At 54.7% G+C, this 25,171-nt stretch carries 36 protein-coding genes; 9 read left to right on the top strand and 27 right to left on the bottom strand.

The window, feature by feature from the left end; all coding sequences use genetic code 11:
- Positions 1-16 precede the first annotated feature (16 nt).
- From D0C27_RS11215 to D0C27_RS11135, 17 genes are all read right to left on the bottom strand, one after another.
- Entirely contained in the window at positions 17-541 is a 525-nt protein-coding gene (locus D0C27_RS11215) for a hypothetical protein (RefSeq protein WP_094196302.1), read from the bottom strand.
- A gap of 66 nt (positions 542-607) precedes the next feature.
- On the bottom strand, positions 608-1,192 hold the full coding sequence (locus D0C27_RS11210) for a DUF6246 family protein (RefSeq protein ID WP_170978571.1): 585 nt from the start codon (positions 1,190-1,192) through the stop codon (positions 608-610).
- Positions 1,189-1,932 carry a phage tail protein gene (locus tag D0C27_RS11205; RefSeq protein WP_137431010.1) on the bottom strand — a complete coding sequence of 248 codons (744 nt, stop codon included), beginning with the start codon at positions 1,930-1,932 and terminating at the stop codon, positions 1,189-1,191. The genes D0C27_RS11210 and D0C27_RS11205 overlap by 4 nt, the downstream gene beginning before the upstream one ends.
- 9 nt (positions 1,933-1,941) lie before the next feature.
- Entirely contained in the window at positions 1,942-2,316 is a 375-nt protein-coding gene (locus tag D0C27_RS11200) for a phage tail termination protein (RefSeq protein ID WP_137431009.1), read from the bottom strand.
- Positions 2,294-2,701, bottom strand: a complete 408-nt coding sequence (locus D0C27_RS11195) for a hypothetical protein (protein ID WP_137431008.1) — start codon at positions 2,699-2,701, stop codon at positions 2,294-2,296. The genes D0C27_RS11200 and D0C27_RS11195 overlap by 23 nt, the downstream gene beginning before the upstream one ends.
- Positions 2,701-3,018: a hypothetical protein gene (locus D0C27_RS11190; protein WP_125277539.1), complete on the bottom strand. Its 318-nt coding sequence runs from the start codon at positions 3,016-3,018 to the stop codon at positions 2,701-2,703. The genes D0C27_RS11195 and D0C27_RS11190 overlap by 1 nt, the downstream gene beginning before the upstream one ends.
- A complete protein-coding gene (locus D0C27_RS11185; protein ID WP_137431007.1) occupies positions 3,018-3,419 on the bottom strand; it encodes a DUF7370 family protein in 402 nt (133 codons plus the stop codon). The genes D0C27_RS11190 and D0C27_RS11185 overlap by 1 nt, the downstream gene beginning before the upstream one ends.
- Before the next feature lie 39 nt (positions 3,420-3,458).
- Complete coding sequence (locus D0C27_RS11180) at positions 3,459-3,944, bottom strand: KilA-N domain-containing protein (protein WP_131071728.1); 486 nt, start codon at positions 3,942-3,944, stop codon at positions 3,459-3,461.
- Positions 3,945-4,097: 153 nt separating this feature from the next.
- Complete coding sequence (locus D0C27_RS19400) at positions 4,098-4,466, bottom strand: hypothetical protein (RefSeq protein WP_205717074.1); 369 nt, start codon at positions 4,464-4,466, stop codon at positions 4,098-4,100.
- 10 nt (positions 4,467-4,476) lie between these two features.
- On the bottom strand, positions 4,477-5,568 hold the full coding sequence (locus tag D0C27_RS11170) for a major capsid protein (RefSeq protein WP_137431006.1): 1,092 nt from the start codon (positions 5,566-5,568) through the stop codon (positions 4,477-4,479).
- Positions 5,569-5,580: 12 nt separating this feature from the next.
- The gene (locus tag D0C27_RS11165) at positions 5,581-6,024 is read right to left on the bottom strand and encodes a phage cement protein (RefSeq protein ID WP_137431005.1); all 444 of its coding nucleotides are present in this window, start codon (positions 6,022-6,024) and stop codon (positions 5,581-5,583) included.
- Between the two features lie 3 nt (positions 6,025-6,027).
- Positions 6,028-7,341, bottom strand: a complete 1,314-nt coding sequence (locus tag D0C27_RS11160; protein ID WP_137431004.1) for a hypothetical protein — start codon at positions 7,339-7,341, stop codon at positions 6,028-6,030.
- A complete protein-coding gene (locus D0C27_RS11155) occupies positions 7,319-8,248 on the bottom strand; it encodes a phage minor head protein (protein WP_137431003.1) in 930 nt (309 codons plus the stop codon). The genes D0C27_RS11160 and D0C27_RS11155 overlap by 23 nt, the downstream gene beginning before the upstream one ends.
- Positions 8,211-9,581 carry an anti-CBASS protein Acb1 family protein gene (locus D0C27_RS11150; protein WP_137431002.1) on the bottom strand — a complete coding sequence of 457 codons (1,371 nt, stop codon included), beginning with the start codon at positions 9,579-9,581 and terminating at the stop codon, positions 8,211-8,213. Before D0C27_RS11150 ends, D0C27_RS11155 begins: the two co-directional genes overlap by 38 nt.
- Positions 9,578-9,802, bottom strand: a complete 225-nt coding sequence (locus D0C27_RS11145) for a hypothetical protein (protein WP_170978570.1) — start codon at positions 9,800-9,802, stop codon at positions 9,578-9,580. The genes D0C27_RS11150 and D0C27_RS11145 overlap by 4 nt, the downstream gene beginning before the upstream one ends.
- Positions 9,803-11,290, bottom strand: a complete 1,488-nt coding sequence (locus D0C27_RS11140) for a DNA-packaging protein (RefSeq protein ID WP_137431001.1) — start codon at positions 11,288-11,290, stop codon at positions 9,803-9,805.
- The gene (locus tag D0C27_RS11135) at positions 11,280-11,753 is read right to left on the bottom strand and encodes a DUF2280 domain-containing protein (RefSeq protein ID WP_125277549.1); all 474 of its coding nucleotides are present in this window, start codon (positions 11,751-11,753) and stop codon (positions 11,280-11,282) included. The genes D0C27_RS11140 and D0C27_RS11135 overlap by 11 nt, the downstream gene beginning before the upstream one ends.
- A gap of 86 nt (positions 11,754-11,839) precedes the next feature.
- Between D0C27_RS11135 and D0C27_RS11130 the strand changes: the two genes are divergently transcribed.
- Positions 11,840-12,721, top strand: a complete 882-nt coding sequence (locus tag D0C27_RS11130) for a putative phage abortive infection protein (RefSeq protein WP_137431000.1) — start codon at positions 11,840-11,842, stop codon at positions 12,719-12,721.
- 27 nt (positions 12,722-12,748) lie between these two features.
- Here the strand turns inward: D0C27_RS11130 and D0C27_RS11125 are convergent, their stop codons facing one another.
- The 4 genes from D0C27_RS11125 to D0C27_RS11110 form a co-directional block, all read right to left on the bottom strand.
- A complete protein-coding gene (locus D0C27_RS11125) occupies positions 12,749-13,375 on the bottom strand; it encodes a putative metallopeptidase (protein ID WP_137430999.1) in 627 nt (208 codons plus the stop codon).
- A 52-nt stretch (positions 13,376-13,427) separates the two neighbouring features.
- Entirely contained in the window at positions 13,428-14,105 is a 678-nt protein-coding gene (locus D0C27_RS11120) for a hypothetical protein (protein WP_137430998.1), read from the bottom strand.
- Between the two features lie 192 nt (positions 14,106-14,297).
- Entirely contained in the window at positions 14,298-14,657 is a 360-nt protein-coding gene (locus D0C27_RS11115; protein WP_137430997.1) for a hypothetical protein, read from the bottom strand.
- 149 nt (positions 14,658-14,806) lie between these two features.
- Positions 14,807-15,142: a DUF1064 domain-containing protein gene (locus D0C27_RS11110; RefSeq protein WP_137430996.1), complete on the bottom strand. Its 336-nt coding sequence runs from the start codon at positions 15,140-15,142 to the stop codon at positions 14,807-14,809.
- A gap of 75 nt (positions 15,143-15,217) precedes the next feature.
- On the opposite strand from D0C27_RS11110, the gene D0C27_RS11105 reads away from it, so the two are divergent.
- The gene (locus D0C27_RS11105) at positions 15,218-15,469 is read left to right on the top strand and encodes a hypothetical protein (RefSeq protein ID WP_137430995.1); all 252 of its coding nucleotides are present in this window, start codon (positions 15,218-15,220) and stop codon (positions 15,467-15,469) included.
- Here the strand turns inward: D0C27_RS11105 and D0C27_RS11100 are convergent.
- The 5 genes from D0C27_RS11100 to D0C27_RS11080 are packed head-to-tail and all read right to left on the bottom strand — an operon-like array spanning position 15,447 to position 18,419.
- Complete coding sequence (locus D0C27_RS11100; protein ID WP_240688248.1) at positions 15,447-16,277, bottom strand: ATP-binding protein; 831 nt, start codon at positions 16,275-16,277, stop codon at positions 15,447-15,449. The two genes, D0C27_RS11105 and D0C27_RS11100, sit on opposite strands and share 23 nt — an antisense overlap.
- Complete coding sequence (locus D0C27_RS11095; protein ID WP_137430994.1) at positions 16,219-17,043, bottom strand: helix-turn-helix domain-containing protein; 825 nt, start codon at positions 17,041-17,043, stop codon at positions 16,219-16,221. Before D0C27_RS11095 ends, D0C27_RS11100 begins: the two co-directional genes overlap by 59 nt.
- Entirely contained in the window at positions 17,040-17,438 is a 399-nt protein-coding gene (locus tag D0C27_RS11090) for a nuclease domain-containing protein (RefSeq protein WP_137430993.1), read from the bottom strand. The genes D0C27_RS11095 and D0C27_RS11090 overlap by 4 nt, the downstream gene beginning before the upstream one ends.
- Entirely contained in the window at positions 17,435-17,845 is a 411-nt protein-coding gene (locus tag D0C27_RS11085; RefSeq protein ID WP_240688247.1) for a recombination protein NinB, read from the bottom strand. The genes D0C27_RS11090 and D0C27_RS11085 overlap by 4 nt, the downstream gene beginning before the upstream one ends.
- 1 nt (position 17,846) lies before the next feature.
- Positions 17,847-18,419 carry a hypothetical protein gene (locus D0C27_RS11080; protein WP_003800270.1) on the bottom strand — a complete coding sequence of 191 codons (573 nt, stop codon included), beginning with the start codon at positions 18,417-18,419 and terminating at the stop codon, positions 17,847-17,849.
- Positions 18,420-18,482: 63 nt separating this feature from the next.
- Between D0C27_RS11080 and D0C27_RS11075 the strand changes: the two genes are divergently transcribed.
- Complete coding sequence (locus tag D0C27_RS11075; protein WP_137430991.1) at positions 18,483-18,689, top strand: hypothetical protein; 207 nt, start codon at positions 18,483-18,485, stop codon at positions 18,687-18,689.
- Positions 18,690-18,731: 42 nt separating this feature from the next.
- On the opposite strand, the gene D0C27_RS11070 is transcribed toward D0C27_RS11075, so the two are convergent.
- Positions 18,732-18,995, bottom strand: coding sequence for a transcriptional regulator (locus D0C27_RS11070; RefSeq protein WP_137430990.1), 264 nt, complete (start codon positions 18,993-18,995; stop codon positions 18,732-18,734).
- 243 nt (positions 18,996-19,238) lie between these two features.
- Between D0C27_RS11070 and D0C27_RS11065 the strand changes: the two genes are divergently transcribed.
- From D0C27_RS11065 to D0C27_RS11040, 6 genes are all read left to right on the top strand, one after another.
- Positions 19,239-19,496 (top strand): hypothetical protein, encoded by a 258-nt coding sequence (locus tag D0C27_RS11065; protein ID WP_137430989.1) that lies wholly within the window; start codon positions 19,239-19,241, stop codon positions 19,494-19,496.
- A 145-nt stretch (positions 19,497-19,641) separates the two neighbouring features.
- A complete protein-coding gene (locus tag D0C27_RS11060; RefSeq protein WP_137430988.1) occupies positions 19,642-20,802 on the top strand; it encodes a type I restriction endonuclease in 1,161 nt (386 codons plus the stop codon).
- A gap of 139 nt (positions 20,803-20,941) precedes the next feature.
- Positions 20,942-21,817 (top strand): three-Cys-motif partner protein TcmP, encoded by an 876-nt coding sequence (gene tcmP / locus D0C27_RS11055; protein WP_137430987.1) that lies wholly within the window; start codon positions 20,942-20,944, stop codon positions 21,815-21,817.
- A gap of 47 nt (positions 21,818-21,864) precedes the next feature.
- The gene (locus D0C27_RS11050) at positions 21,865-22,608 is read left to right on the top strand and encodes a DUF5131 family protein (protein WP_137430986.1); all 744 of its coding nucleotides are present in this window, start codon (positions 21,865-21,867) and stop codon (positions 22,606-22,608) included.
- A gap of 1,399 nt (positions 22,609-24,007) precedes the next feature.
- Positions 24,008-24,196, top strand: coding sequence for a hypothetical protein (locus D0C27_RS11045; RefSeq protein ID WP_137430985.1), 189 nt, complete (start codon positions 24,008-24,010; stop codon positions 24,194-24,196).
- Positions 24,193-24,564 carry a hypothetical protein gene (locus tag D0C27_RS11040; protein ID WP_137430984.1) on the top strand — a complete coding sequence of 124 codons (372 nt, stop codon included), beginning with the start codon at positions 24,193-24,195 and terminating at the stop codon, positions 24,562-24,564. Before D0C27_RS11045 ends, D0C27_RS11040 begins: the two co-directional genes overlap by 4 nt.
- The last annotated feature ends 607 nt before the right edge of the window (positions 24,565-25,171 follow it).

The raw sequence follows: 25,171 nt of genomic DNA, 5'->3' as shown, positions 1-25,171 counted from the left end.
TAAAACATACAGTTGATTAGTGAGAATCGACCTCAGCGATAAAACGCTTCAAGGCATTAAAACCCTTACTATCTTGCGCCCCAGAAACAATGGCATCTTCTATCACGCCATCATTGGTGCTAATTCGCAGCCAAACATCATTAGAAGCAATGATGTTGCGAACCAAGTCGAGATTGACGGTGTAGTCTTTTTTTGACTCGTAGAAAGTCATGTACTGCTCTTTCACGTGGCGCGTGAGGCCTGGATTGGGCTCAAGAACACGAACATCCTTGCCTATCCGCAGCTCAACCTTTTCAATGTTTCTGAAACCGGTATAACCCAGCACGCCAATGGTCAGAATGGCCTTAGTCGGCGATTGAGAATTCCATTGCGCTCCGATCTGAGTACAGTGCTCCGCGCACGTGTTCCCATGTGGAACGATGTTCACAACAGTGGCGCCATCAAAACCGCTCTTACTTACTGTAGGCTCTAAACCTGATGTCGTGGCACAGCCAGCAAGAAATGTGGCCGATAGCAATAGGGCTCCTGCTAGTACTTTCATCTCCCCTCTCCAATCTCTATGAATAAGGAGATATTACCCAACGTAGCAAGCCCACGCTAGACAACGCTAAGCCCTGGCAGCCAGAACCCGATCATGCCAAGCCAGCGCCTCTTCCATTTCAGCCTTGCTGGGGGCTCTTGCGCCAGGCGAATCATTCTGCAAGGGCGGAAACTTCGCACGTAGCGCCCCCACTAAGCCGGTCATGGTCATCTGCCAGGCGTCCCGTTCAGAAACCCCAAGATGCGCCATTGCCATGGACACATGAGCACGGGCGTCGAACTCCTGCACGTACTCCGGCTCCTGGTCTGCTGGCCGGGGCAATTCGGGCAACGATCCGGTAATGCCATGCTTAAGCAGGCAGCGGGCAAGCAACACAACGGCCCCTGCCTCGACATGCCCTGGCTCGTAAGTCAGTTTTTCGCCTTCGGCCAACACGCAGCCAAAGAGATCGGACAAATCCTCATCCGAGCAGGCCAGTACGACTGCCAGCGCATCCACCAAACTTGGGGCCTCGCCCATCACTGCGGCAAACAACTCCACAATCTCCCGTGGCTCACCGAGTTGCGACATCGCGTAGAGTGACGGGCGCAGGATATGCACCCGCTCACCTACGTGAACGCCGACCTCACCGACATCCGTAAGGATCATCATGCGGTCACCGTAACGGCGCACTCTCCCTTCTTAGCCGAGTCTGCCGTACTGGTTGCTGTGATAGTGGCAGTACCGGCTGCCACGGCAGTGACCAGCCCCGTCTGGGAGACAGTTGCTGTGTCAGTATCCGAGGACGACCAAATAACGCCTTGGGCCGCGCCGGTGGGCGTGATCGCAGCGGTCAACTGACGGGTAGCGCCCTCGGCAATACTGGCAGTAGCCGGAGTAACGGCCACAGTGTCCACGGCTGGAGCGTCAGGATCTGGCGTATCTTCCACCATCAAACCGAAGTCACTGGCAGTCGCACTGGCCTCAAACGAGTAAGTAGCAACATCATCATAAGGCGCAGAGCGCGACATGTTTGTCACGATCGAGAAGAAGGTGAACGTCAGATCAGGGAAAGTCAGACGAATCCAAGCCACTGGCTCACCGCCCGTTGCTTCTGGCTTGATAACGTGCTTGGTCAGCGCGATCAAGGCAGCGGCGCCAGTGCCGGCAACCTTCAGGACACCATCACCGGATACGCTCAGGGTCTGGAAGGTGGCAAGATTCTCACGCAATGCACCGATAGAGTCATCAGCCGTCGCATCGGTGGTTTCCCATTCGATAGTCAGCTCTTTGGCGCGCATGGCACCCAGGCGCTTCCAGTCTGCCGCTGCGGGCATCTGGTCGCCGCAACCAATGGCATATTCCAAAATGGCCGTGCGGCCGACAAATTTCTGATTCTTGCAGGTAGCCATCTGGCCCTCCTAAATAATGATCTCAAAATCAACCTGAGCCCATGCCCGGTTTTCTGTGGTGAACCCCGGGCCGACTGGCTCGGTAATTGCTCGGATACTGGCGGCCCCGCATGGGAAGGCATCGCCCATAGCTGCCTGTAGCAACGCTTCGATGTCTGTCATGACCTTCTGCGCATCGCTGCGGTCGTTGCGCTTACCCAGCAGCACCACACGAAAGCGCGGATAGCGGGTTTCAACAATGGGGCCAGCCCCACCTGTTTGCTGGACGATGCAGTAGCGGCTTGCTGCATCCTCTGACCTCGATGACTCCACCCAGGAGAACATCGCCAAGTAATCTGCCGGCAGAGCCGCCACCACCCAGTTACGAACGTCGATCAAAAGCACGGTATGCGTTCCTTAAAATGCGCGGCACATCTGCGGCTATCTGGTCAAAGCCTGCCGTCAAAAAGTGCGGCTCGCCGTCCGGGTCCCAATACTGACCCCGGTTTCCGGGACGCTCCTGGCCCTTGAGCACACCAGGCGCGGAATGAACAGCAGCGGCATACTCGGCGCTGTAGCCGTTTCGGCCCGTCACCTTGTCGCCATCGGCTTTGATTTCCACGAAGTGGCTGTTGATCAGGGTGCTGGTATCCACCGGAGTCATCGTGGCGGCAGCCGCGCCCCCTTGAGACAGGACCGCATATACGGCAGCCTCTGTTCGACGCCCTTGGATCTCGGCCTGGAGCTTGCGCATATTGTTCTTGACCTGCTTGATTCCTCGGACTGCCATCACGTCACCAGTAGAAAGTCAGGCTCTTCGTCGAAAAAAGACATATCCCAGCCTGTTACTGCTCGGATTTCCTGCCATTCAGTCGAGCCATTGAGTTGAATCAGGTCCAGAAAGCGAGGGCGTTTGTCCTCGGTGTAGATCTGATTGCGCGTAACAAACTCCGCCCCCAGCGAATCCCGCATCTGTTCTGACTTGGCTGCCCAGGTGCAGGCGATCTCGTATGGCTCACCGTATTTGCTGCCGCCCCACTCGTCCGTGCCTATATAGGGCTTCACGGTGGCGGTGTTGGTATAGCTCCAGTTAGCTGTTTCGCTCATCAACGCCCCCCAGAATGACAGCCACCCTTGGCAATCCACAGGCCACCATGAGCCTGGACAGTCGGATCAGGCGGAATCAGTCCGGTGGCGCAGCCATGCTTGTCGAGGCCGCGCAGCAACCCAAGCATCCCGCGCCACCGGTCGGCAAAGCCTTGATATCGGAAGGAACGGGAAGCGCCGCTCGAGCCAGTTTGGCTACTGATGTACTTATCACCCTGTCCGTAAGCCATAAGGGCCAATAAGTAGGACTGAATCAGCAGCGCTACAGTTGGCGTGTAATGCTCGTCCAGGCATCCTTGGATGCTGTTGACCAACTCAATCCAAGCAGCCAAGATGAAATCAGGGACTTTGCTGATCCCTTGGCTGGTCAGATATTGCTGGGCTTGCTCAGCGGTGATCATGTGGCCCCCCCAAAAAAGAAAACCCGGCGCTTGGCCGGGTCAGTTGAGTGTTAAAGATGGCTGGATTTCATGCTCCAGCCGTTCGCGCCGCTTTTGCAGCTCGGGGATAGCCCGTTTTCGCTCAAGCATCAAGCGGGATCCGAAGGAGGCTCGGACTTGCGTCGAAACCTCTTCTGCGATCAGAGCTTGAAGCTGCCGATAGGCTCCCATAGCATTGGTCTGCGCCTGATCGTATGCACGAATTACTTTCAAGCAGAACGCAGGGCTGATCCACATTGCGTAGGCGTAAACAAGCTCCTTACACACATACGTGCCGCGCAATGGGCCGCCATTAACGACGTGAAATGCACTGCGCTGATCTGCGCACTGAATTTCCTTGGCAAGCAACTTGGTGGCGTCCAGCCGCATAAACTGCCCAGGCCGGTGCTTAGGGCTGCCACCGGATGCACGGTGCAGATCGTTCAAGCTATACCGGCCGTCTCCATCCTGCTGAATAACTGTATCGATGATTGTCAGCGAACTCATTTCGTTCTCCGAAAAGAAAAGGGCCGCCCGCTATGGGCAGCCCCGGACTTTTCAAAGCTCTTCCACCCTCTCAGGCTCGGCACCTACCGATTTAAGGTTGCTTGGAAGCGTCTGCCCGAGTGATCGGGCATAAAAAAACCGCCTGGATGGCGGTTACTTAGCTTTCGTCTGCTTACTGCCCGCATCTGGCGTTGCTGGCGTCAGCTCCCCGGCCTTCTGCTGTGCGTCTTGCTTGATACGCTCAGCTTCGGCTGTTGCTTCACTGATAATGCGGTCCGCCTCGGCCTGAGTCTCCTGCTTGGCTTCTTCCACGCGTTGCGCCAGCTCGGCTTGGGCGCGTTCGCGCATCGCATCAATTTCCGCCTTGGCCTGTTTCAGTAGATCACCGGCCTCGTCGGAGACAGGAGCAGCTTGAGTCAACGGGATGACGTTGGCCTTGAGAGATGGGTGCACCTTCTCCATCTCTACTACTTGACCAACGGATACCCCATGCCAAGCACGAACGACTTGATATTTCGCCATTCCCATCTCCTTAGCTCAGGTCCGCGCCGTACAGCACGCCGGATTTTCCATCACCGTCGCGCTTGATCTGTAAGCCCATGGCCGACATGATCTGGAAATTATGGTTGTCCTGTGGGCGCAGGCGCAGCAGCGGCACGGTGCCAACTGCCATACCGACCAGAGGGGAAACAACGTCTTGGCGGCGCTGGTAGGCGATGAACTCGTTGCCGGACAATGCAAACGTCTGACGGATCGAGCGGGCGGGGATGAAGCTCTTGACGGCGTCCAACACGGAGCCAGCAACAGTACCGCCACCAGCACCCAGTTGAATCAGGTACGGCTGAGACAGGTTGGCCCAGATCTCGGGCGACACCCACAGCACATCGTAGGCCTCGACCTTATTGTTGCGCGCTGCTTGAGCGAATGCGCCCTTGGTGAAGAACTCAATGATCTGCTGCGGCGTGGCCGTAGTCAGGTCGATATTCGCGCCACCGGCACCGCTGCCCAGGTTCAGCTTGATCGTATTGCGGTGGTTCTTCAGGCCTTGACCGGGCTTGCCGTCAACGCGGATTCGCTCGGAGCCGCTCAGCACATAGCTGACGATGCTTTTGTAGAACTTGCGCAGCTTGGCGGCTTGGGAGTCCAGCACCAGGTCGATGCCAACGGTACGCAGACCAGCATCGTGGCGCCAGTTCACGCCGTAACCTGCCGTGAAGATTGGCACCGGGTCACCATCGTTGTCGTATTCAGTGTGATCGAATGAGTACGGTGCCTGGCCGTCGATACTGATCGACACATCATCAGCGATATCGCCAGCGATGTTGTACGACTTCACCGTCTTGCCAATATCCAACACGGTCTGTACGGCCAGCAGGTCGTTGACAATTTCCATGCCGGTTTCTTGGTCACGGTAAGAGACGATCTGATTGTCTACTTCCTGCCAGAACTCACGGCCCAGGCCTGCAAGCGCGTTGGCCTGCAGCATTTCCGGCGTCATCACGGCACGGTTTGCTGCCAGCAAGGCCGCGTCTTGGTTGTTCCAGATATTGCGATTGGCTTGCAACGCCTGGAGGTGCCCCATCAATCGAGGATGGGCGGCAATAGCCGATTGGGTAAAAAACATGTGTTTCTCCTGTTATGGCTCAATGGTTGCAGCAGCCACAGTGCCGACACGCATGCGCACGCGGATGAAGTCAGCGGCGGTCAGCGTCACTTCGTCTTGGCTGTAGCCAATCACGGTGTCGGTGTCGTCGGTAGCCAAAGCGCCTTGTCCATTCGCGCCGATCTTGATGGGCGAATCCTTTTTGTAGGCACCGGCAGGACACAGGACAGCCAGCTCACGCCCCTCTTCGACGTAATCGCCAACAGCGGAATCGCCAACGGGCACAGCGTCGCGGATATTCAGGCCTTGGTGATAGGCGCAGTTGATGACGTAAACGCGACCGACTGCGGCAGTAGCCTGGGCGAACTTGTCATCGGCATCAATGACGGCGAACGTGCCAGACAACAGCGCAGCGGCAGCCACACGGGTTTCAGTGATGGACTTGCCATCGATATTTACACGGCGGTATCGGCTCATGTCTTACTCCTTTGGCAGCGCAGTGACATCAGCGGTCAGTGCGTTGCTGTTAGTTTCGATATGGCCGGCACCCAGCGGTGCAGCAGTGCCCAGGGACTTATGCATGGCATCCAGGGCTTCACCGGACAGCGCGTTGGCCACAATATCGCCATGTACGGCAGCCACAGCCTTACGCTTGTCGGCTTCTTCGGCCTTGGCGTTAGCGGTAACCGTATCCACAATGGTTTTCTGGTTTGCTTCGAGGCCATCCACCTTATCGGCAATAGGCTTGATCGCCTCAGCCACCGCAGCATTCACGATGGGAGTAACAGCGGCACCGAAATCTTTCACCAAATCGGCCCGTTCATCAGGGGTTAAAGGCATTTCGCCCTCCTTGTTGTTGACTGCAGGCCGGGCCTGCGGGGTAAAAATCTTCTGCGCGCCTTTCTTGATGCTATTGGCGACTACCGCCACCCAGGACTCTTGGCGCACAACAGCCGCGCCGGTGTCGTCAAAGACGATCTTCCCGGCCTCGGTCTTGTATCCATAAACCTCAGCAGCGCCACCATTACGCACGATGATGGCTTGGCTGTCCGTGAAGTCGGCAACCCAGGCATATTCGTCAGTGCCTTGAGCGAAACGCTCTTTGGCGGCTCGGTCCAGGCGTTGCTCGCGCTCCCGGAAGGATTCGCCCACCAACGCGCCAGAATTGGCCTGTAAGGGCTTGGCTTGGTCCGCATTGACCATGAGGCCAACGCCCTGCTCCGGCGTTGCCGCCCCCACCTCATCCATAAGAATGGCGTCGTGGTCCATGCTCTTGATCTTGGCGACCCACTCCGCGCCGGCCGCTTTCTGTTCTTCGTTCGCCTCCAGGCGATCCAGAAACACTGCCACGCTGGTGTGGATCGGCGGCACATCATCGCCACGTTCTAGGGCTTCCACACGCTCAAGCAAGGCTCGGCCTTCCTCGGTGCGCTGTGCAACCTCTACATCTACCCACTTCTCCAAGTAGATGCGGTTGCCGGACTTTTTCACGTTACGGTTGAATGCGCCTACATGGCCAACGTTGATGCCCTCGGGGCTAAAAGCCGACACGAACTGACCGTCCACCTGCGGATGCCCCAGCGGCGCCAGCGTTCCTTCCAGCCCCTGATAGTGGGCATCAATCTCACTGGCCGGGTACAAACCACCGTTCATGACCACGTTGGCTGGCAGCGTGTAGCTGGGCAGAACCCAATGCTCACGATTGTTATGCGTCACCTTGCGGATCTGCTGACTGTTGACCTGCGTGGTCACATTGACCTGCATCGGCCCGCTATTCTGTGTCTGACCAGGCATAGCCTCGTTTCTCCATATTGGTTTTTGCTTTCTGCGCACGTTGAATGATCGAAGGCACAACCGGTTTCCCCTCGTCATCGACCATCACGCTCACTGTCGTGCACTTGCAATTCACACTGTTCCCGTTCTGGCTCCACCAGTCCTGTGCCTGGTCCCGCGTGAATAGCTTTCCGTGCCGGGCTGCGTGCGTAGCCCGTGTTGTGGGGCTCAGCGCAGACAAGTGAAGCTCTTTGGTCTGCAAGCCGTAATCCTGTTCTGCATCGCTGGCCTCGTCCCACTTGGCACGCCTGAGCGCTGTGGTGATTTCAGTGCGTGCAACCCGATGCGCCCGCCGTGTTTCAATACCGGCCTGGGCGGTCAGGTTCTTTGCCACCTCTCTGGGGTTCAGGCCGCGCCCTATGCCATCAGTCAGCACACGAGTCATGTTCGCCTTCACATCTCCGACAACGCCCTTCATTTCTTCTGCTACCCGAGCACTGAGCAATGCCATACGGCGGCGATGCGGCTCACTGCGTAGAACCTCTTGCAATGAGATGCGCCCGCCCCTGTACGCTGCGGACTGCTGAGACAGATTGGCGAACACCTGGGCCGTGCCGCGCGTGGCCGCGACCTCGACGTACCGGTCAAAGAGCCAGATATTCTCGTCGCCCCCTTCCAGCAGAATCTCGGCAACGATTGCATCCAGCCTTGCCAGTAATGTGCGCAACAGATACGTATCCAGCCGAAACTGGTAGCGCCGGTTAATCACTGGCTCAGCTGGTATTTCATCCAGCGCAGCGCGGTAAGCCTTGGCTACCTTCTTGATGCGCACATTGAAGTCCCGCATTGCGCGTCGTTCCAGCATATCTACGCCAGTCGGGTCACGCAGGTCACGGGGTAGGATCGGGGGTTTCGGTTTCGTCGCCATCCTCGTCCTTATCGTCGCCTTCATCTAACGGCTCGCTGTCTTTAGGATCAAAGCCACCAGCAACCCGTATCTCGTCGTTGCCGAACACCTCTTCACCCGTCGCCAAAGCGGTCTGGTTGATCGTGCTCATCTTCGCGGCGTTATCCAGCCGCTCGGCAAAGGTCTGCTCTGTGAGGTCATCCCACATGACCGTCTTTTCGCCTGTGGCATCCAGCACACCAATGCGCACCAAGTGGTCAACCAAATCCTCGATCTCAAAAGACAGATCCATGCGGCGTGACTGACAGCGTGCGTAGAAGAACTTCAGGTCCTCGGTGCTGGCTCGTTCCCCCTGCTGATTGCCAACAAGCACGCGGCTTGGGATATCCAGACCGGCTGAAATGGTCTGCAGGTTGATGTTGTAGGTGGGGCTGGGATCGGGAACTGTAGAAACCAGCGGAGTGACTGTTGCGCCCTGAGTGTTCAACAGCACGTCGTTAGCGCGGTTCATTTCCACCGCGGCTTCGTTCATTGCCTCGCGCAACTCTTCAGGCTTCACCCCGTATAAGGAGGCGAGATTATCGAAGTTGATCTCTTTGTCGAAATTGACGTTGAGCTGGCGGGCTGCATTCTTCAGAAATGACTCACCCGAGCCGCCCTCCACTTTCTCCAGCGACACGAAGTTGTTATAGACAGGCTCAAGAAAGCCGATGGCGTCGCCGGAGTAGTCGCCCAGTATGAACACGCGGTCAGGATGAATCTTGATGTTTCGACCAGGCTGCCCGTTTGTGCTCTGCTCTACATAGCTCCAGTACTCGGGCTTGCCGTAATTCTCTGACGCCAGATCGGTATTCCACTCAGACACCCGTAGCGTTGCAGCCCACACAGGCACCACATCGACTAGGGCCTTGGAGCCGCCCTTCACTGGCTCATGCCATTTGCCGCTGTCCTTGACCCGCAACACAAGGCCCGAGTACCGGCCTACCAAGCGCCGGGCATCAGCCTCACGAAACCGACGCCACAACCGGGCCGTCAGAACTCGCTTTGCTTTCGTTTCCCAGCCCGTCTCTTTGCGGGACTCATCCTCTTCGTCACCTTCTATCACCCAAGGATTTGTTTTCCAGCAAGTCCCTGCCAACTTCTCTACCGCGCCGCTGGCCAAACCATTGCGGCGATACAGCTTGTAGAAATCATGGAAGTCCAGGTTCTGTTTAAAGCCGTACTCACACCAGGCAGCAGCCCGCTTATCGTCCAGCCCCATACCCAAAGGATTGAGCAGGTTCATGCGGGCACGCGCCAACGCGGCATCATGCATAGCATGGTTCACCGCCAGCTGTAGATTGCTTGCCGTCATGTCGTAATCCGCTTAAGTATCCCGTTCATGCCTTCGCTGAAATAGCCCAGACGCTCCGGATGGCCGACCAGTTCAACACTGGACATCTCCGGATCACGCCACAAGCGCTTTTCATGCACAGGCGACCGATCCGCCGCCAATTGCCGCGCACAGGACATGCAGCGCGCACGGATAACCAGCGAAACGCTGCCGTCTCGCGCTGAAACATTGAAAATTGCCATTTATCTGCCTTGAAGTAGGCGCTTTGGAATCATCAGGCCCACGGCTTGCGTGCCGCCCAGCTCAGTCAGCGCCCAGACCATGGCGTCAAGCCGGTCAGGCGATTTCTTGGCCGTTGCTGGCACATATTCCATAAGTTGGTTTTCGAGTAGGTACAGAGCGCCTTTGTGCGCGACCCGCCCCTGCTCATAGAGGGCTGAGATTGGCTCAGCTCGGGCAAACTTACCCTTGCTGGCATGGACACGCACGATGCGGCCCTTGAATCCAGCATTCCTCAGCGTGGACTCAGCCATGTCGCCGCCCTGGTTCGTCTCGATGACGATGGCATCGGCATTGTGCTGCTCGTATGCACCAATGGCCTTCTGCGCCCAGCCGTTCGGGCTGTACTTACCGCTGTAGTCACCATCTACCGAATACTGGCGGTTGTCGCCTGCCCCGTAGGAGCTGGCGGCCACAATGCCGGTCTCGTCGCTTTCGTCGCTCGCCGTAGTGGCCGGATCAACCGCCACCACCGTGCGTACCAACTCATGCCGGATCTGTAGAGCATGGGCCGCTGTAATCAGTGCCTCAGTCCACAGCGCCCCCTCGGCATTGAATCGGCGCGGACGCTGCATGTACTGCGCCTCTGCGGTTCGCCGGTGAGAAAACAGCGCCGTCCGGTGCGACTCGTTGTGCTTGAAGGGCCAGAGCCAGCCATCGGGTAGGCCGTGGTCAATCGGGATGCCGTGCGTGTTCTCTTCCGGGTACGGCAGGCTGTTGTCGATGATCACCGGCAAGTTAAGGTGGTGCCACTTTTCCCCAGACCCGCCACGCAGCAAGTAGCCGCTCAGGTCCTGGTAGTGAATCCGCTGCATGATCACGATCATCGGCGTGGTTTCAATCGCCAGCCGTGATTTAATCGTTTCATTGAATCGGTCGTTAATGCCGCCGCGCACCGTGTCGCTGTATGCATCATCAGGCTTGACCGGGTCGTCAATGATCAGCGCCCCCTGCCAGCCTGGTTCCATATGCCCAGCCCGAAAGCCAGTGACCTGACCGGCAGCAGACGACGCATACACGCCACCGCCGTGCTCAGTCCACCACATGGCTTTGCTATCGGCGTCGTCGCGCAGCACCATGGGCCACATGCCTTGGTAAGCCTGTGACTTCACAATCCCCCGCGCAGTACTGGAGTTCAGTAGCGCCAGATTGTGCGAGTAAGACAGGTGCATGAACCGGGCGCGATTGTTCAGCGCCAGGCCTCGCCCGATCATGTTGATCGTTGCCAGCTCGGTCTTGGTGTACCCAGGGGGGACATTGATGATCAGGCGTGTAATCTCACCAGCCACCACACGATCAAGCGTTTGCTGGATCACCTTATGGTGCGGAGCCACGATCATCTTTCCACCGGTGCGCTGCTTGAAGAAGTACCGGGCAAAGAAAAGCCCCTCGTCCTGACAACGGACCTTTGCTACTTGGCGCAGAACATCAGGCTCAACATCAGTACTCATCTTCAAGTGCTGAGACGGCGGCAGCGACTGATTTTTCATCGACCACCACCGTTCTATGCTCCATGGGCTTTCCGCCTGGCCCGCTCAGCTCCCGCTTGTTGGTGAACATGCCGCCCATCTCCTTGGCAGCCTGCTCCATCAAGGAAGCAGCCAGTACGATGTTCTTACGGCGCATCGCCTCGTTCGCCATACGGTGAAGCTGACGTAGGCGGAAGGCCTGATCAGCAATCGGGATCTCTGCAACTTCCTTCCGAAACCGCTCCCGCGTGTCGTGGAATAAGTCGCTCCACTTCTTCGATAACTGGCGGCCAGACACCTTCGTCGGGTCGTACTGGCCCACTTGGTTACGCGGAACGTCGATACCAAATTCTTCCTTGACCGCCTCTGCAACTTGAGTAGGCGTGTCGTAGCACGCAAGCGCTTGCACAATGAAGCGCTGCGCGGCCTCACTGAGCTTTGCCATAATGTGAAATCCGTCTAGGTGTGGTCTAGTCTTTAATGTCCATGTGCTACAACCTCCACTATGCCAATAATTAATCGGGTTTAGAGATGAAGAGCCAGGATAAAAAAGAGAAGGTATGGGATTTTTTAGGACTCAAGACCGACCGAGTAAGCTGGTATGCAGTGCTGCTTGGGTATTTGGCTCTAACAATTGCCTTGGCTATGTATCTCATAAAGTTTGCTCATGCCTCTGGCTTCAGTCTTTCCGACGATAAAACGGACTGGGCCAACTTCGGTAATTATTTAGGAGGCACTGCCGGGCCTTTTATCGGGTTCGCATCAATCATGCTTCTCGTGGCGACGCTTCATCATCAGAGGAAGCAGATGGGGGACCAGAGCAAATTATTAGCACTTCAAAATTTTGAGCAAACATTCTTTCGGCGCCTCGACCAATACCATCGACAGGTTGCGGACTTCGAGTTTCCTCTAGCTCTACTGCGACGACATGAAGGCAGCGACCATATCGAGCACGGTACAACTGGGCTTCGACAGGCCGCGTTCTTTATATTCAGGGGTCCTGCCGAGGAGGAGCGCTTCCCCCCGGACCTAGCGAGATTTACGCTAACCACCAATTGGGACTCGCTGTACCGCAGCAGATCCGACTGGATAGGTAGACTTCTGCGCACACTCTATGGAATCTTTGAGTGGATAGACGAGCAGTCATTCTTAAACCCCGCTCAGAAATGGCAATACTGTCGGATAATTCGCGCTCAACTATCAGACACAGAACTGTACATCCTATTCGCTAATGGATACACCAAACCGGGAAACAATTTTATCCATTACATAAATAAATATGCTCTGTTCGACAATATGACCGTGTCACCTGCCCTGGGTTTGCTCAAGTACCTGCGAGATCACGAAAACATCTACTTGGAGTCCGCTTTCTCATCCGAAGATGCCAAATCAAAGCTCGGTTTACACGAATAATACGGCGAATACGCATTCGGTTGTGTCTTACGCCGCCTTCAACAGACAGGTTCCGCATGCCCTCGCAATGTTGATATTTCCGACCTCTGCCGGCTTGGTTGCCGCCTCGACGATGCGGGCGACTTCTGAACTGGCACCGTAGCGCCTCACCAAGCCAACGAACTCTTCGACATCGTGTGAGCGAAGCGCCAACTTCGGCAGCCCCTCTTTCGTGAATTTTGGTGCGCCGAATTCGTCCAGGGCGTGGGCTATGTGGTAAAGCTCGTGTTCGACCAGCGAGCAAAACTCGATGTCGCTGCACTGGGAGCAGTAATCGGCTGCCAGGGTGATGATGAATTGCGGCACGTGGCCGAACCATTCGCGCATCTGTTGCTCCTGGCGGGCTTTCTGCCAGCCTCCGGCGCGGACCATTACTTGCTCACATTGGCCCAGTACTGTACGGCCTTGCTTTGTAAAAGCAGTCGATGCCCATAGGAAGCACGGGTCAGCATCAATCAGGTGGGAATGGTCAGGATTATGGATGGGGCCATCGTCTGCCAAGATGTTCCGTTGCACCCATTCGCCGATCTCTGGCGCGGGCCGAAGCGTTAGAAATAGCTGCGCCTCCTCGCCAACCAAATCATCAGGCGGGCAGGGTCTCGCTAGCGGGGCCATTTCTTCGATCCATAAAAAACCGCCCGGAGGCGGTGACATCACAACCAATGAATCAACTACTCGAGCCTGAGGCTATCGCGTAGACGATGCACATCAACCCCTCAAAAACTGTTCGTCTTCTGTCGCCGCCGAGGTAGTCGGTGAGATTGATGGAAAACGCCCCGTCAAGGGTCGTCGGGTTCCCGTGCTGGGGAATGCTTAACCCCCATACTGGGATCCATACAACTCGGTCCATTCTGTCCCGGCTCTTCTTTTCAACAACGAGAAGACCCGCAAGCTGGTCACGAGATAAATCCCACTCAAGCAATAAGCGGCCTTGCCCGAAATGCGTCGATATCGTAGCAAGAATATTGATATCGTTTTTATCTACTACCTCAATATCAATCGGCTGCCCATGATCGACTAGATCTTTGGACGTGCTAATCATCGCTTTCAAAAGCCTATCCGCGACGCTCTCAACGGCTTTTTTTTCCTCAACAACATTAGCTGATTTTCGCCAGGCAGTTTCTGGGATTGAATAGCCAAACATATAACCCCCTAAATGTAAAAGGTGATTAAGTATGGCTAGCAGGAGATCAAAGAGCAAATAACAAGCCCACCGATCTTTCGATGGGCGGGCCTGTTCAAAACCTATAGGCACAGTTGTGCTGCCTGTATTGTTGCGGTTCCTGTTGCGGTCGGCAAGGACTTGATGTTGCGGTTTTCCACCAATACTCAGCGTCTGCGCCATTTGTCACCTGCCCTCTTGAGCTCTCTATCTGCCCAGAGTCCTCAAGCGCATTCAATACCCGTTGAATTCCCACTCGGATTGAGGCGCGCTGTTTAGGAGTAGAGTTCGGTGCTACAAATCTAACAATATGTCGAACCTTGAACTGACGCCCCGGATACGCCGCCAGCAGATCAATCACCTCCGACGCATACTTCAAAGCAATATCTCCTTTTCTACCTTAGCCCTGAATCCTTCCAGGTGCCGTTTGTAATCCTCGTCCCGCAAAATGGCTCCCGTAATCTGGCGAATCCACCGACGAGCTACCACCAGGCGCTCAGATGCCGATAGGTTGCCAAAGTGGGAGTTCTTCCGGGTGTACTCAGCCTGCACCACCATGGCCTGATAGCGCGGCAGCCGCTGGTACAAGGCATCCACAGCCTGAGCGTGGTCTTGGTTGATCGGGCGGTAATCGTCCTCCCAGAGTACGTACCGCTCCATGTTGCCCACCGTTTCCCCGGACCAGCACCAGCGGGCCCAGTTCCAAAGCAAATCATCGCCGCTCAGTTTTTGCATGGTTGCCCTCCCCGAATAACGCTTTAAGTCCTTCCCGAGCCCGTTCCCGTTTCGCCTCGGGCTGCCGATCCTGATGCTCTTTCCGCTTCCGGCGCACGAAATCAACGTGCTTGGATGGGTCTTGGTACATCCAGCTTGGGTATGACACATCAAACCTCCCGAACAGAAATGCCGTGGACCTGAAGCATGAGCTTGCGCTTCATTACGTAGTCCCGCGTACGCATGCCCTTGGCATCCTCGATTACCTGCTGGCCGGTGGCCGTGTCCGTATACCGGAAGTCGGCCACGTACTCACAGGCACGTTCCGCTTTGCCATCGTCACGGCGCTGCTTGGGGATCAGCTCGAAACGCGGCTGCAGTTCCAGGCCCGTAATCTGCCCTGCCCTCTGCAGCAATTGGAGTTGGCTGTATCGCATGGCTTCCCTCTTGGAATCGAAGGTGTAGCCGTCCAGCGTGACTTTGCGGTTTCCGTACTTGCTCTTCATGCGGCCTCCGAAAGCTGCGCGGTTATTAGTTTTCTCATACACTGAAGCACACCGCTTTTTTTATGTAGAGGCCCCATGACTGACTCCAAAGAGCTGAAGACGCACGATGCTTTTGATGATTTATCTTTAACCCGCCATCCCCCTTCCTTGTCTGAGGTAATGAAAGGGTTTTCTATTAAAGAAATCGAGGAAACAATTTCCTTGGCACTAACTGATCTCGTGAAAGAGACTGTCTCAGTAAGAATCCAAAAATTAGAATTCGGCACTGGGAGCATGTTCAAAGATATTTCAATTTCAGACATGACTATCCGCCGCGGCTCACGTTAGCCCTATAGCTAGGCCAGTCGAAAACAATCTGCCTGCCCCCGCCCTCGCGCAATCGATCGACAGCACGCTCGCCCATGTATGCTTTTAAGCCCTCTATATTCAGATTACTTAACAGGATCGTGGGCTTGACCGATTCATAGCGCCCATTGACGATCTCAAACAGGATCAGCTTTTCTGCTTCGCTCCCGAACTGCACGCCAACCTCGTCTAGGATCAGCAGGTCAGGAGCAATCAGTGCATCGATCGCATCGCGCTCCGTGCGGTCAGAATCCCGTCGGTAGGTTTCCTTTACGCTACGTACCGCACTCATCACCGAGGCAAACACGGCTGAGTAACCTTGGGCTATCACGCTATGTGCGGTCGCAGCTGCTAAGTGCGTCTTACCCGCCCCTACCGTTCCCACCAGCAGCATGCAGCGGCCCGCTTTCAGGGTTTCAGCAAAATTCCCGGCGTACTCCTGCATGCTTGTCAATGCGTGGGCCGCGCCGTCACAATGCTGCTCAAAATTTTCAAATCGTCGGTCAGCAAAGCGAGCAGGAATAGCGGCACGTTGCAACGCGTTCTGCATACGAGCCTGCGCCCTGTTGTGCTCTGCTTGGCGCACGGCTTCTATCTGCTCCTGGTCTCGGCGCTGTTTCTCGCATGCAGGACAGTCAGTCCAGAAACCACCGCCTAGACCCCAAAAGCTGGACACATAAGGCCCATGCTGAACGCACGACCGTTCTTCGGTCTGCATCTGGCCGACCAGGCTAGAAACTGCCGTCTGCACCGACACCTGCCCGATAGTCTTGGTCTGCAAAGTTTCCATGTTTCACTGCTCCTACAATCGATTTTTTCAATTCAAACAAGCCGGTCCAGCCACGCTCAATGCTCTGCTCAATGGCGGCTGTTGGGTCCTGCCCGGCGGCATGCAGCTTGGCAAGCGTTCGCAGAGAAAGCCGTTTGGCTGCCTCCGTCCAAGCCTTACCGGATTTTTCTTTTCGGAATTCATCCCACATCGACCACGCATCAGAATCCAGCCAATCGGGCAAAACCAGGGCGCCAGCCTTTGATGGTTTATGACGGTTACTTGATGGTTTATGACGGTTACTTGATGGTTCTATGATGGTTATATGCGGGTGCAACCCGTTGCACCCTTTCATGTCGTCGTTTGCACCCTTTGTGTCGTCAGATGCGCCCTTTATGTCGTGGATTGCGCCCTTTTCAGGTGAATTAATGGGTGCAAAATCTGCACCGTTTTTTTCATCAGAAATGGGTGCAATTTCTGCGCCGTTCTTTTGGCCCGGTAATTCGCCGCCTTTAATCCAATCAAGGTTGATTCGATACTCACGAGACTGCCCCCGTCCACCATGGCCGCTATTGACCAGAATCAGCCAGCCAGACTCTTCCATCCTGCGTAGCTGATACTGGACCGTGCGGCGCGATTGCCGCGTCTTGATCATCAGATGCTCAATGGACGGGAACACCTTGCATCCGTCATCATCAGCGTGATCGGCCAGCGCCAGGGCGAGAATCATCTCCCCGCCACCAACTGGGTACCGTTCAAATACGGCCGTCATTACCTTGACGCTCATACAAACTCCTTATCCCGCACTGGTCGCCAAGCAGCGAACGCGCGTTCCCAAATAGCTTTCTTCTCATCGCGAGTGAATCGCCGTCCTTGGTCCAGCTCTGCGTGGCAGGCGTGGCAGCCAGGGACGGTATAAAAATCAGGGGCTTTCAGTCCGCCTGCCTTGTCATATTCCACCCAGTTGGGATGGCACGGGACCACAGTCGGGTCGTCGGGATAGCTGCGACACAGCCCGGGAATCTGCAAATAACAGGGGTGGCCACGCACGGCATTACGCAGCTTGGCATCGTGCCGACCTGGTCGCTTCTTGGGCGCCCGCTTCTTCCAGGCCGTAGCTTTCATCGGCTTATAAGTGCGCAGCGGTCCGCTGGCACGCAGGGTACTGTTCCAGGCTCTCATGAGAACTCCACTCCATACTCTTGGGCGGCATGAGCCTGAACACGCTCGCAGTACTCCGAAAACTGCGAGACCGTCATATCAGTGGTGGACAGCCGGCGGGTAACCACCTCACCATCAGGCAACGTGATGTCTTCGCAAACACCGAACAAGCGCCCATACAGTTCGTGCCAGGACTCTTTGCTGAACTGGCGCCCGCCCACCCAGGCCTGCTCAGCGATCGGAGTGATCACCGCGGCCCAGTAGTAGCGATTCTGGACGCTGCGACGCTTTGCCTCTGCTTGAGTCACGATGACCTTGAGCGGCTTATCGTTGTCGATCGCGGCACGCGCATTCGCCCGCACCAATGCCACAAGGTTGTTCCAACTCAGTCCATCCCGAAGCGTGAACTCCCGATAGATCAAACGCATATCAGGCTCCCACATGCTTACGCTGGGCGATCTGCTCCTCCAGAGCCGAGCGAGCCGCGCGCTGCGTACCGATGGATTCAGACAGTTCCTTGTGTGCGGCTTCCATCGCATCCAAGCTGCTGTCCTGGGAAAGGTTCAGCACCGCCGCCATGGCTTCCGAGCCTTCCTTGTTGATCGCCTTCACGCGGTCCACCACATCGAACTCTTGCCCGAAGCAGAAAATGAACTTGCGCGCGGAGAAGCCCAGCGGACGAAGCATTTCGTTCACATAGGCGTAGCGCAGGTCTTCGGGCATGGCCAGGAGAATGGACTGCTCGAAGTTCGCCGGCATGTAGTTGTTGTCTTTCGTCTGATCGTCGAGCCAGCGGAAGATCCGATCAGCTGCATTCTTGGCCAACGTGAATGTGTCACCGGCTGTCTCGAAACGGATTTTGCTGCTGGACTCCAGTCCGTGGCGTTGATGGGTTTCCACAATGGCCAGGGCCACCGCCTCCCGGCTCCCCACGCGTGCGCGCCATTGATCGACGTAGTGCAGCAACGTCTTCAGCTTGGATTTGTGCGATTCGTTTCGCATGATTGATCCGTCCTGCTTTCGTAAAGTAGCCCCTGAGACCTTTGCAATCCTCGGGAACTACGTATGGATAAGAATCTGAATGCGCCGGACACTACCGGCATGGAAGAAGAAATTGACTTAGAGCGCCTGGAGCTGCTGGATCGTGCCGAAGAGCTGGCCAGGCAAATGTTTGAATACCCAACAGAGGCCCATGTAGAGGGCGTGCTGGACAGGCTGCTGTGGAATGAGCTTCACGGCTTAGGCGAGGCCGGGGCCTCTACCCTTCACTAGATATCTGTGGGGCCGATGGGTATCGGCTCTCTCTTTTCTGGATCACACATTGGCGAGTTCCTTATCGAACTGGCTAAGAGGAGGTTTCCTAAGCTCTGGCCAAATATCAGCCCAGTCATGAGGCCGCAGATGTTTCCGGCTTAGCTTGCCATCCGTCTTTTCCTCTATACGCACGCAAACCTTTTCAGATACTGGGCGGATATCGTTCAGGAATTGATAGACCTGAGACTGGCTTACGCCAATCCTCCGGGCGAACTCAGCCTGAGTCAGGCCAGTCGCATTTAGGTAGTGAGCAATAGGGTTCATGAACAAATACTAGCATCGCTATTAAATTGAATCAATAGCTATGCTAGTTGCACGTATTAATAGCGTTGCTATATTTCGCCAATGCAAACACGCAAACCCCTGTCCCAAACCCCACAAGACGACGCTGCGCGTCTGAAACGCCTATACAACGAACGCACGTCTCTCTCCCAAGCAGAGTTCGGGGCTCGCTTTGATATAGGCAACCAGGGGGCTGTGTGGCAGTACTTGAACGGCAGAAGGCCCTTGAATATGAAAGCGGCCAAGGGGTTTGCGTCTGGCCTGGGCGTAAATATCGAAGACTTCAGCCCTTCGATCGCTCATACGATTAAGGCAGCAGAGATGTGGACCGGCGACAGCGAAGACGGGGCTGCTTGGCCGTTCGATTTGCTTGATGAGCGAAAAATCCAAGCCCTGGACAATAACGCCAGGTCCCAGTTGGAAAAGTCAGTTCTGAATGCTGCCGCCCAGCTCGGTCTGGACGTGAGAAAGGACGAAGGTTGAAACGATGAAACGTCACACTAGCCGAGTTACTGAGTTGAGTGTTGGCTTCTAATCGAATAGGGATACATGGGGTCTATACGGCCCCATATTTTTTACCTATAAAGTAACCAGAAATTTTAAATATTATTGTTTTGTGAGTGAGGCAATGGAACGGTTTATACAGCGAGTCAGTTCACATATTGAGCATGTGAACAAAGTTGGTGCCCACTGCATTTCGGAGGAGACAACCAAGCAAGCCTTGATCCTCCCGATGCTTGATATTCTTGGCTTCAGCCCATACGACCCAACTAAAGTTCAGGCAGAGTATGGCTCTGACTTCCCTGGGGTGAAAGCCACTGAGCGGGTTGATTACGCGCTATTCAGTAATGGGACGCCTGTGCTTTTTATTGAAGCCAAGGCATACGCCCAAGACCTGACGAACCACTGCCCTCAGCTATCCAGGTACTACAACGCGACCCCAGAGGTGGCGGTTGCCGCAATAACAAACGGCAGGGAGTGGCGTTTTTTCACTGACTTGGTCAACAGAAACATAATGGACAAAGATCCATTCCTGACTGTCGACTTTGAGGCTCCGCAGGAGGATGCTGCGGAGCAACTATTCCGTTTTCATCACGATAAGCTGGAAGCAGGCGCGCTACGCGCTATGGCTGAAGAGAATATTTACCTGTCATCTTTCCGAGAGGCCATCACATCCTCCCTGCGCGAGTGCGATGTGGACTTTGTTCGTTATGTTGCAACACGAGCATCCATCCAAAGACAGCTTAATGCGCGATTCCTGGAAAGCATTCAGCCCTTGGTGGTCCAGGCAGTAGCTCAATCAGTAAGCTCAATGGTCGCCACTAGCCTTTCACGACCGCAGAAAACCGAGGAAGCGCCTCCAGTGGTCGTGCTGTCCGACGAAGATGCGCCGATCATTGACCCTGACAACGAAAAGATAATCACGACACCAGAAGAGCAGAAGCTCTACCAGATCTGCCAAGAAATTCTTCCAGGCGAAGATTTGTCCATGCGAGATACTGAGACATACTTCTCTGTGGTTTCTGGTGGGAAATCGAATAGATGGCTCTTCCGCTTCTGGGGTGACAAGCGACGCCCCGCGATTCAGTTCATTGAGCCAATGACCGAAACCCACAACATGGAAGCTCAGCGGGCCGGGTTAGAGATTGGCAAAAATGGTCGAATCATCTTGAACAAGCCGGAAGACCTGTACCGACTCGCAGGCATCCTACGAGACGCTTTGATGTACTGCCAAAACGATGAGAACTTCCGCCGCTCCTCTCGTAGAGTCGAGTCAGAGGAAGAGTAAGCATGGACTCAATAATCTTGACCCAGCCCAGGGAGGCTGTACGTAAGAAGGACTGAGCAGGAAGAGACAAGGAGCCGTTCGGCTCCTTATTTTTTAAGCAGAAAGTAACATTTTTTTATGTGAGTGAAGGAGTATAAATATGACAATGACGTCCTCCCTAGCTGCAAGCGTACCCATCGAGCCGTCCCCAAGCGCTATAACTGATCCCAGAGACGGATTGCCTGTCATGAGAGTGGGGCCTTGGGCTTTTGAGAAGCATCAATTACTTCAAGATTACGTCGCCGCATCTTATGGGGTGAGAATGCGAAATGCTCAAAGCACACTTATCGATTTGTATTGTGGGCCAGGACGAGTTTTCAACAAAAATGATGCAACTGATATCCGCGACAATGGAGTTATAACTGCCTATAAAAAATCTCTTGAAGGTAAAAAACCTCATGGGAAATATAGAACGGTAATAATCGGGGATGCCGACAAAAACTCTCTCGAGGCCTGTAAAGCTCGCCTTACAGAACTTGGGGCGAATGTTATTGCACTTCATGGCCCATCAAATGAAACTGTTACAGAGGCGGTAGCACGCTGCCCGCCCTATGGCTTGAAACTAGCTTATTTAGATCCGTTTAGACCCGAAGATCTTCCATTCTCTGTTCTTAACAAACTTTCGAAATTACGAATGATAGATTTTATAGTCTATTACGGCCAGATGGATATCACTAGAAATATTGACAGTGAATACCATAAGGAAATCTCAAGATTCGACCAGTTTGCTCCCGGTTGGAAGGGGGAAATTGAAGTTGACTCAATGAAACAAGAGAATGCACGCGCACAGTTCCTTGAATATTGGTTGTCATTGATGCAGACGCTGGGCTTCGAGCATGCACGCACTAAACCATTGATGACCCTTGACAAGAATAATGCCCCTCTCTATCGCATGATCTTGTTTTCAAGTCACGCGCTTGCAGCTAAGCTCTGGAATAGTGTCGCCCAGTCGCCTCAAAGCTCCTTTGATTTCTGAGCATACACACATATACTGTCTATAAGTACAGTAAAAGAGATTTAAACATGAAGAAGACCGGCATCGAATGGACAGAGATGACGTGGAACCCGGTTACTGGCTGCATCAAAGTTAGCCAGGGCTGCAAGAATTGCTATGCCGAAAAAATGGCCAAACGGCTAGTTGCAATGGGGTCGCCAAGATATATCAACGGATTTCACCCGACCGTACATGACGATCTTATTGATGTGCCGCGTAGTTGGAAAAAACCACGGTTAGTGTTTGTTAACTCGATGAGCGATCTGTTCCAAGACGATGTCCCGCTTGAATTCATCCAAGCAGTCTTTAAAACGATGGTCGAATGCCCTCAACATACCTTCCAAATTCTCACCAAGAGATCAGAAAGGCTGCTTGAAGTAGCAAAGGCTCTGCCTTGGGCGGACAATATATGGATGGGTGTTAGTGTGGAAGACGGTCGAGTCATTCAGCGTGTTCGTGACTTAGCAAAAACTCCCGCAAAGGTTAAGTTTCTCTCTTGTGAACCATTGATTGGGCCGCTGAGCAACCTGCCCCTTAAAAATATCGACTGGGTGATTGTCGGTGGCGAGTCGGGAAAAGGCGCACGTCCAATGCTGGAGGAATGGGTGCAGTCAATCAGGCGTCAGTGTGAAAACAGGGGCGTCGCATTCTTCTTTAAGCAATGGGGAGGCGTTAGAAAGGATAGAACCGGAAGGACGCTCAACGGAACCACATACGATGCTATGCCTCAGACAACAACACAACGCATCTCAACTTCTGCAGCTACACTATAAAACAAGTTTCCACATAAAATATCCCATGTATTAACCCCAATCTTCAATAATTCCACTGCAAGCCGGACAAGGGCCTAATATATATTCAGCGTTCATACGCCGTTAAGGTGAGCGCAGAGCGTTGAACTCAGAAGGTTCAAAAATCTAAGTTAGCCCGCTAATGTAAAGACTCACAAACAATGCCTTCACGCCATATCAAATGACAAAGCCCCTCCCGGGGCTTTTTTGTTTATGGCGCCCACTTCCCAAGCGTTACCAGTTCGCCTGACTCTGCAATAGCCCTCAGCTCTGGGGTTAACCGACTCAGCATCAGTGACTGGCCTACATACCCTCGTGCTGTTTGATAGCCGAGCCTGGCGTATGGAACATCATATCCGTCCGCGGTCTTCATCGTATGGATGGATGCGTGTACTAGCTTCATTTCGATCTCCTAATGATCAATAAATTTGATTGATGAAGCCCTAGGCTAACTGGCTAGTTTCGGACAATAGTCCGAATTTTCGCCACACAGATCCAGTCTACCCATGCCCAACAGTTAGCTACATTACCTTGACCCAAAATACTGTATAGATATACAGTATAACCATCCCCCTGCCCCGCCATATTGATGCGCTCCACGTAGCTCCCACTAATCAGAGCGCGTATCTAAAACGCCCACTTGTAAGAGAAGAGCATTGCGATATGACGAGTTTCATTGACACCCCACCAACGCGGCCTCTCGGTCTATCGTTGGAGGATTCCGAGATGGCCCAAAAACGCTCTGCCCAATTAGCTGAGCTTCTCCCTGTTTTGGCTGCCGGACTACAGCCCAACTTGCTGGAACTCGCCATTGAGCTGGCGGAAGACTTGACCAGCGCCCTATCTAATCTACGTTAATAGCATCACTCCTTCCCGCTTCGGCGGGTTTTTAACCACAAATTAAATAGCGTTGCTATTGACTTTAAATTACTAGCAATGCTAGTATTCATTCCAACGCTTCACCAAAACCGCAGAACAGCCTAGCCCTCAGGGCAGCTCAGTAACGGTACAGAGAGAGCGCCAGCAGCAAAGGCTGCGCCCGCCAAGGCGGAGGCTCTTTAAAAAGACGAACGATAAACAGCGAGACCTATAGGGACTCGCCTGCCCGACTGCGCTGGGGCAGAAGTAAATCCAGCGAAATACCGGCAACCGTATCTGCCCCAAGGCGTGGGCGTGAAGGAGAAAGAAGCCGATGACTGCGAAAGCAGCGCCCAAACACCGCCCTGATGGCGACGTAATCAGGGAGAACACCATTCCCGGCCCAACCGGGAGGCGCCGTGCAAGTCGGCAGCCTGCCCCGAGCGTCGTGGTATCTCGCAGGGGCAGGAGTTATCCACCAGTGCCTTGACTCAGGGTACTGGCGGATAAATAGGAGATAGACATGGAACAGCAGGACAAACCAATGCGCTGGCCCAGCGACTTTCCGGGCAAGCATGACAAGCAGCAGATTGAGCGCTGCGATTCGTGCGGTGGAGCTGGTGATGTTCACGACTTTACAGGCGAGTGGCGCGGTATTTGTCATTGCCAAGCGGGTGACGACATTCGCGCAGACATGGAGAAGAAAGCATGAGCGAACGGAAAATGGTCGAGGGCCTAACCCACCAATTCGCATGGTCAGGTGATGACGGAAAGTTTTTCCAGAGCATTGATGACAACGGCGGTTGGCCGGTGGGCTTTAAGTATGTCGGGTTTGAGCACTCTGATGAACGCAACGCTGGTTTCACGAATAACCCCGCAAACACCGGTTGGTGGACAGTGATAGCCACAAGCGATGACTACTTTATGTGGAAGTTGTCCCCTGATGCGGTGAGGCGGATTATTGAAGGCGTCTTGCGGAACGCAACAGTTTCTGTGAACCGCGACACGTTAACCATGAAAACCAGCAGAGGGCATCTCGCTCGGTTCTCAACGGCCCTTATCCCATCAACGCCTGCATGACTCGTGGCAAGTAGTAGCGAGCCCTTCTTATGAGGGGCATCATCGAAGCGTCTTGGCTTGAACCGCCGGGCAGTTGCCCTTGCCAACGCCGACTAGTAATTCCTAGGCGCTTCGATGATGGTGAGCAGTACGCGCAGGCAAAGCGCTGGGGACGATCAAGCCAGAGCCAGCACCGATTTAGGTGTAAGGGTTTAAAGCCGGACGAAGGATGCACCCGGCCACCATCAACCTATCCATGCTCACGGCGTAGCGTCACGCCGAAACAATTCTTAGGAGACCATCATGGGCGGCGATGCATCGTAGCGGCGTAATCCGCTAAATCCCTGAGTACACACACGGGCGCAGAAAGCTGGGCGATATCGGCATGGGGCAAAAATGGCCTGACAGTTGGGGAGTACCCACCCCCGATAACTGGTGGACGGCAACCTAAAGCACAAGTGGCAGTACGCCAGCCTGTAGGCGCACAGGCCCATGGCCCGCATGGTAAGAGCGGGCACCCTCCAGCCGCAGCATTCCCACCCCCTCAACCAATTCGATATCAAACCCGCCCACGCCATGGGCGGCGGGAGTGCTGCGACTAGAGGGCATAGAACTCCAGAACCCGCCA

The organism is Alcaligenes faecalis, from assembly GCF_005311025.1.
GTDB classification, from domain to species: domain Bacteria; phylum Pseudomonadota; class Gammaproteobacteria; order Burkholderiales; family Burkholderiaceae_B; genus Alcaligenes; species Alcaligenes phenolicus.
This window is presented reverse-complemented; position numbering and strand designations above follow the sequence as displayed.

Excerpts from the sequence above, each read along its gene's own strand:
- D0C27_RS11145 (WP_170978570.1), bottom strand. The coding sequence starts at position 9,802 with ATGGCAATTTTCAATGTTTCAGCGCGAGACGGCAGCGTTTCGCTGGTT.
- D0C27_RS11090 (WP_137430993.1), bottom strand. The coding sequence starts at position 17,438 with ATGAGAGCCTGGAACAGTACCCTGCGTGCCAGCGGACCGCTGCGCACT.
- D0C27_RS11085 (WP_240688247.1), bottom strand. The coding sequence starts at position 17,845 with ATGCGTTTGATCTATCGGGAGTTCACGCTTCGGGATGGACTGAGTTGG.
- D0C27_RS11190 (WP_125277539.1), bottom strand. The coding sequence starts at position 3,018 with ATGAGCGAAACAGCTAACTGGAGCTATACCAACACCGCCACCGTGAAG.
- D0C27_RS11135 (WP_125277549.1), bottom strand. The coding sequence starts at position 11,753 with ATGGCAAAGCTCAGTGAGGCCGCGCAGCGCTTCATTGTGCAAGCGCTT.
- D0C27_RS11125 (WP_137430999.1), bottom strand. The coding sequence starts at position 13,375 with ATGGCCCCGCTAGCGAGACCCTGCCCGCCTGATGATTTGGTTGGCGAG.
- D0C27_RS11210 (WP_170978571.1), bottom strand. The coding sequence starts at position 1,192 with ATGATGATCCTTACGGATGTCGGTGAGGTCGGCGTTCACGTAGGTGAG.
- D0C27_RS19400 (WP_205717074.1), bottom strand. The coding sequence starts at position 4,466 with ATGGCGAAATATCAAGTCGTTCGTGCTTGGCATGGGGTATCCGTTGGT.
- D0C27_RS11205 (WP_137431010.1), bottom strand. The coding sequence starts at position 1,932 with ATGGCTACCTGCAAGAATCAGAAATTTGTCGGCCGCACGGCCATTTTG.
- D0C27_RS11160 (WP_137431004.1), bottom strand. The coding sequence starts at position 7,341 with ATGCCTGGTCAGACACAGAATAGCGGGCCGATGCAGGTCAATGTGACC.
- D0C27_RS11195 (WP_137431008.1), bottom strand. The coding sequence starts at position 2,701 with ATGGCAGTCCGAGGAATCAAGCAGGTCAAGAACAATATGCGCAAGCTC.
- D0C27_RS11110 (WP_137430996.1), bottom strand. The coding sequence starts at position 15,142 with ATGAAGAGCAAGTACGGAAACCGCAAAGTCACGCTGGACGGCTACACC.
- D0C27_RS11080 (WP_003800270.1), bottom strand. The coding sequence starts at position 18,419 with ATGCGAAACGAATCGCACAAATCCAAGCTGAAGACGTTGCTGCACTAC.
- D0C27_RS11075 (WP_137430991.1), top strand. The coding sequence starts at position 18,483 with ATGGATAAGAATCTGAATGCGCCGGACACTACCGGCATGGAAGAAGAA.
- D0C27_RS11180 (WP_131071728.1), bottom strand. The coding sequence starts at position 3,944 with ATGAGTTCGCTGACAATCATCGATACAGTTATTCAGCAGGATGGAGAC.
- D0C27_RS11070 (WP_137430990.1), bottom strand. The coding sequence starts at position 18,995 with ATGAACCCTATTGCTCACTACCTAAATGCGACTGGCCTGACTCAGGCT.
- D0C27_RS11140 (WP_137431001.1), bottom strand. The coding sequence starts at position 11,290 with ATGAGTACTGATGTTGAGCCTGATGTTCTGCGCCAAGTAGCAAAGGTC.
- D0C27_RS11150 (WP_137431002.1), bottom strand. The coding sequence starts at position 9,581 with ATGACGGCAAGCAATCTACAGCTGGCGGTGAACCATGCTATGCATGAT.
- D0C27_RS11040 (WP_137430984.1), top strand. The coding sequence starts at position 24,193 with ATGAGCGAACGGAAAATGGTCGAGGGCCTAACCCACCAATTCGCATGG.
- D0C27_RS11100 (WP_240688248.1), bottom strand. The coding sequence starts at position 16,277 with ATGGAAACTTTGCAGACCAAGACTATCGGGCAGGTGTCGGTGCAGACG.
- D0C27_RS11165 (WP_137431005.1), bottom strand. The coding sequence starts at position 6,024 with ATGAGCCGATACCGCCGTGTAAATATCGATGGCAAGTCCATCACTGAA.
- tcmP (WP_137430987.1), top strand. The coding sequence starts at position 20,942 with ATGACAATGACGTCCTCCCTAGCTGCAAGCGTACCCATCGAGCCGTCC.
- D0C27_RS11060 (WP_137430988.1), top strand. The coding sequence starts at position 19,642 with ATGGAACGGTTTATACAGCGAGTCAGTTCACATATTGAGCATGTGAAC.
- D0C27_RS11115 (WP_137430997.1), bottom strand. The coding sequence starts at position 14,657 with ATGCAAAAACTGAGCGGCGATGATTTGCTTTGGAACTGGGCCCGCTGG.
- D0C27_RS11130 (WP_137431000.1), top strand. The coding sequence starts at position 11,840 with ATGAAGAGCCAGGATAAAAAAGAGAAGGTATGGGATTTTTTAGGACTC.
- D0C27_RS11120 (WP_137430998.1), bottom strand. The coding sequence starts at position 14,105 with ATGGCGCAGACGCTGAGTATTGGTGGAAAACCGCAACATCAAGTCCTT.
- D0C27_RS11185 (WP_137431007.1), bottom strand. The coding sequence starts at position 3,419 with ATGATCACCGCTGAGCAAGCCCAGCAATATCTGACCAGCCAAGGGATC.
- D0C27_RS11045 (WP_137430985.1), top strand. The coding sequence starts at position 24,008 with ATGGAACAGCAGGACAAACCAATGCGCTGGCCCAGCGACTTTCCGGGC.
- D0C27_RS11215 (WP_094196302.1), bottom strand. The coding sequence starts at position 541 with ATGAAAGTACTAGCAGGAGCCCTATTGCTATCGGCCACATTTCTTGCT.
- D0C27_RS11105 (WP_137430995.1), top strand. The coding sequence starts at position 15,218 with ATGACTGACTCCAAAGAGCTGAAGACGCACGATGCTTTTGATGATTTA.
- D0C27_RS11095 (WP_137430994.1), bottom strand. The coding sequence starts at position 17,043 with ATGAGCGTCAAGGTAATGACGGCCGTATTTGAACGGTACCCAGTTGGT.
- D0C27_RS11170 (WP_137431006.1), bottom strand. The coding sequence starts at position 5,568 with ATGTTTTTTACCCAATCGGCTATTGCCGCCCATCCTCGATTGATGGGG.
- D0C27_RS11050 (WP_137430986.1), top strand. The coding sequence starts at position 21,865 with ATGAAGAAGACCGGCATCGAATGGACAGAGATGACGTGGAACCCGGTT.
- D0C27_RS11155 (WP_137431003.1), bottom strand. The coding sequence starts at position 8,248 with ATGGCGACGAAACCGAAACCCCCGATCCTACCCCGTGACCTGCGTGAC.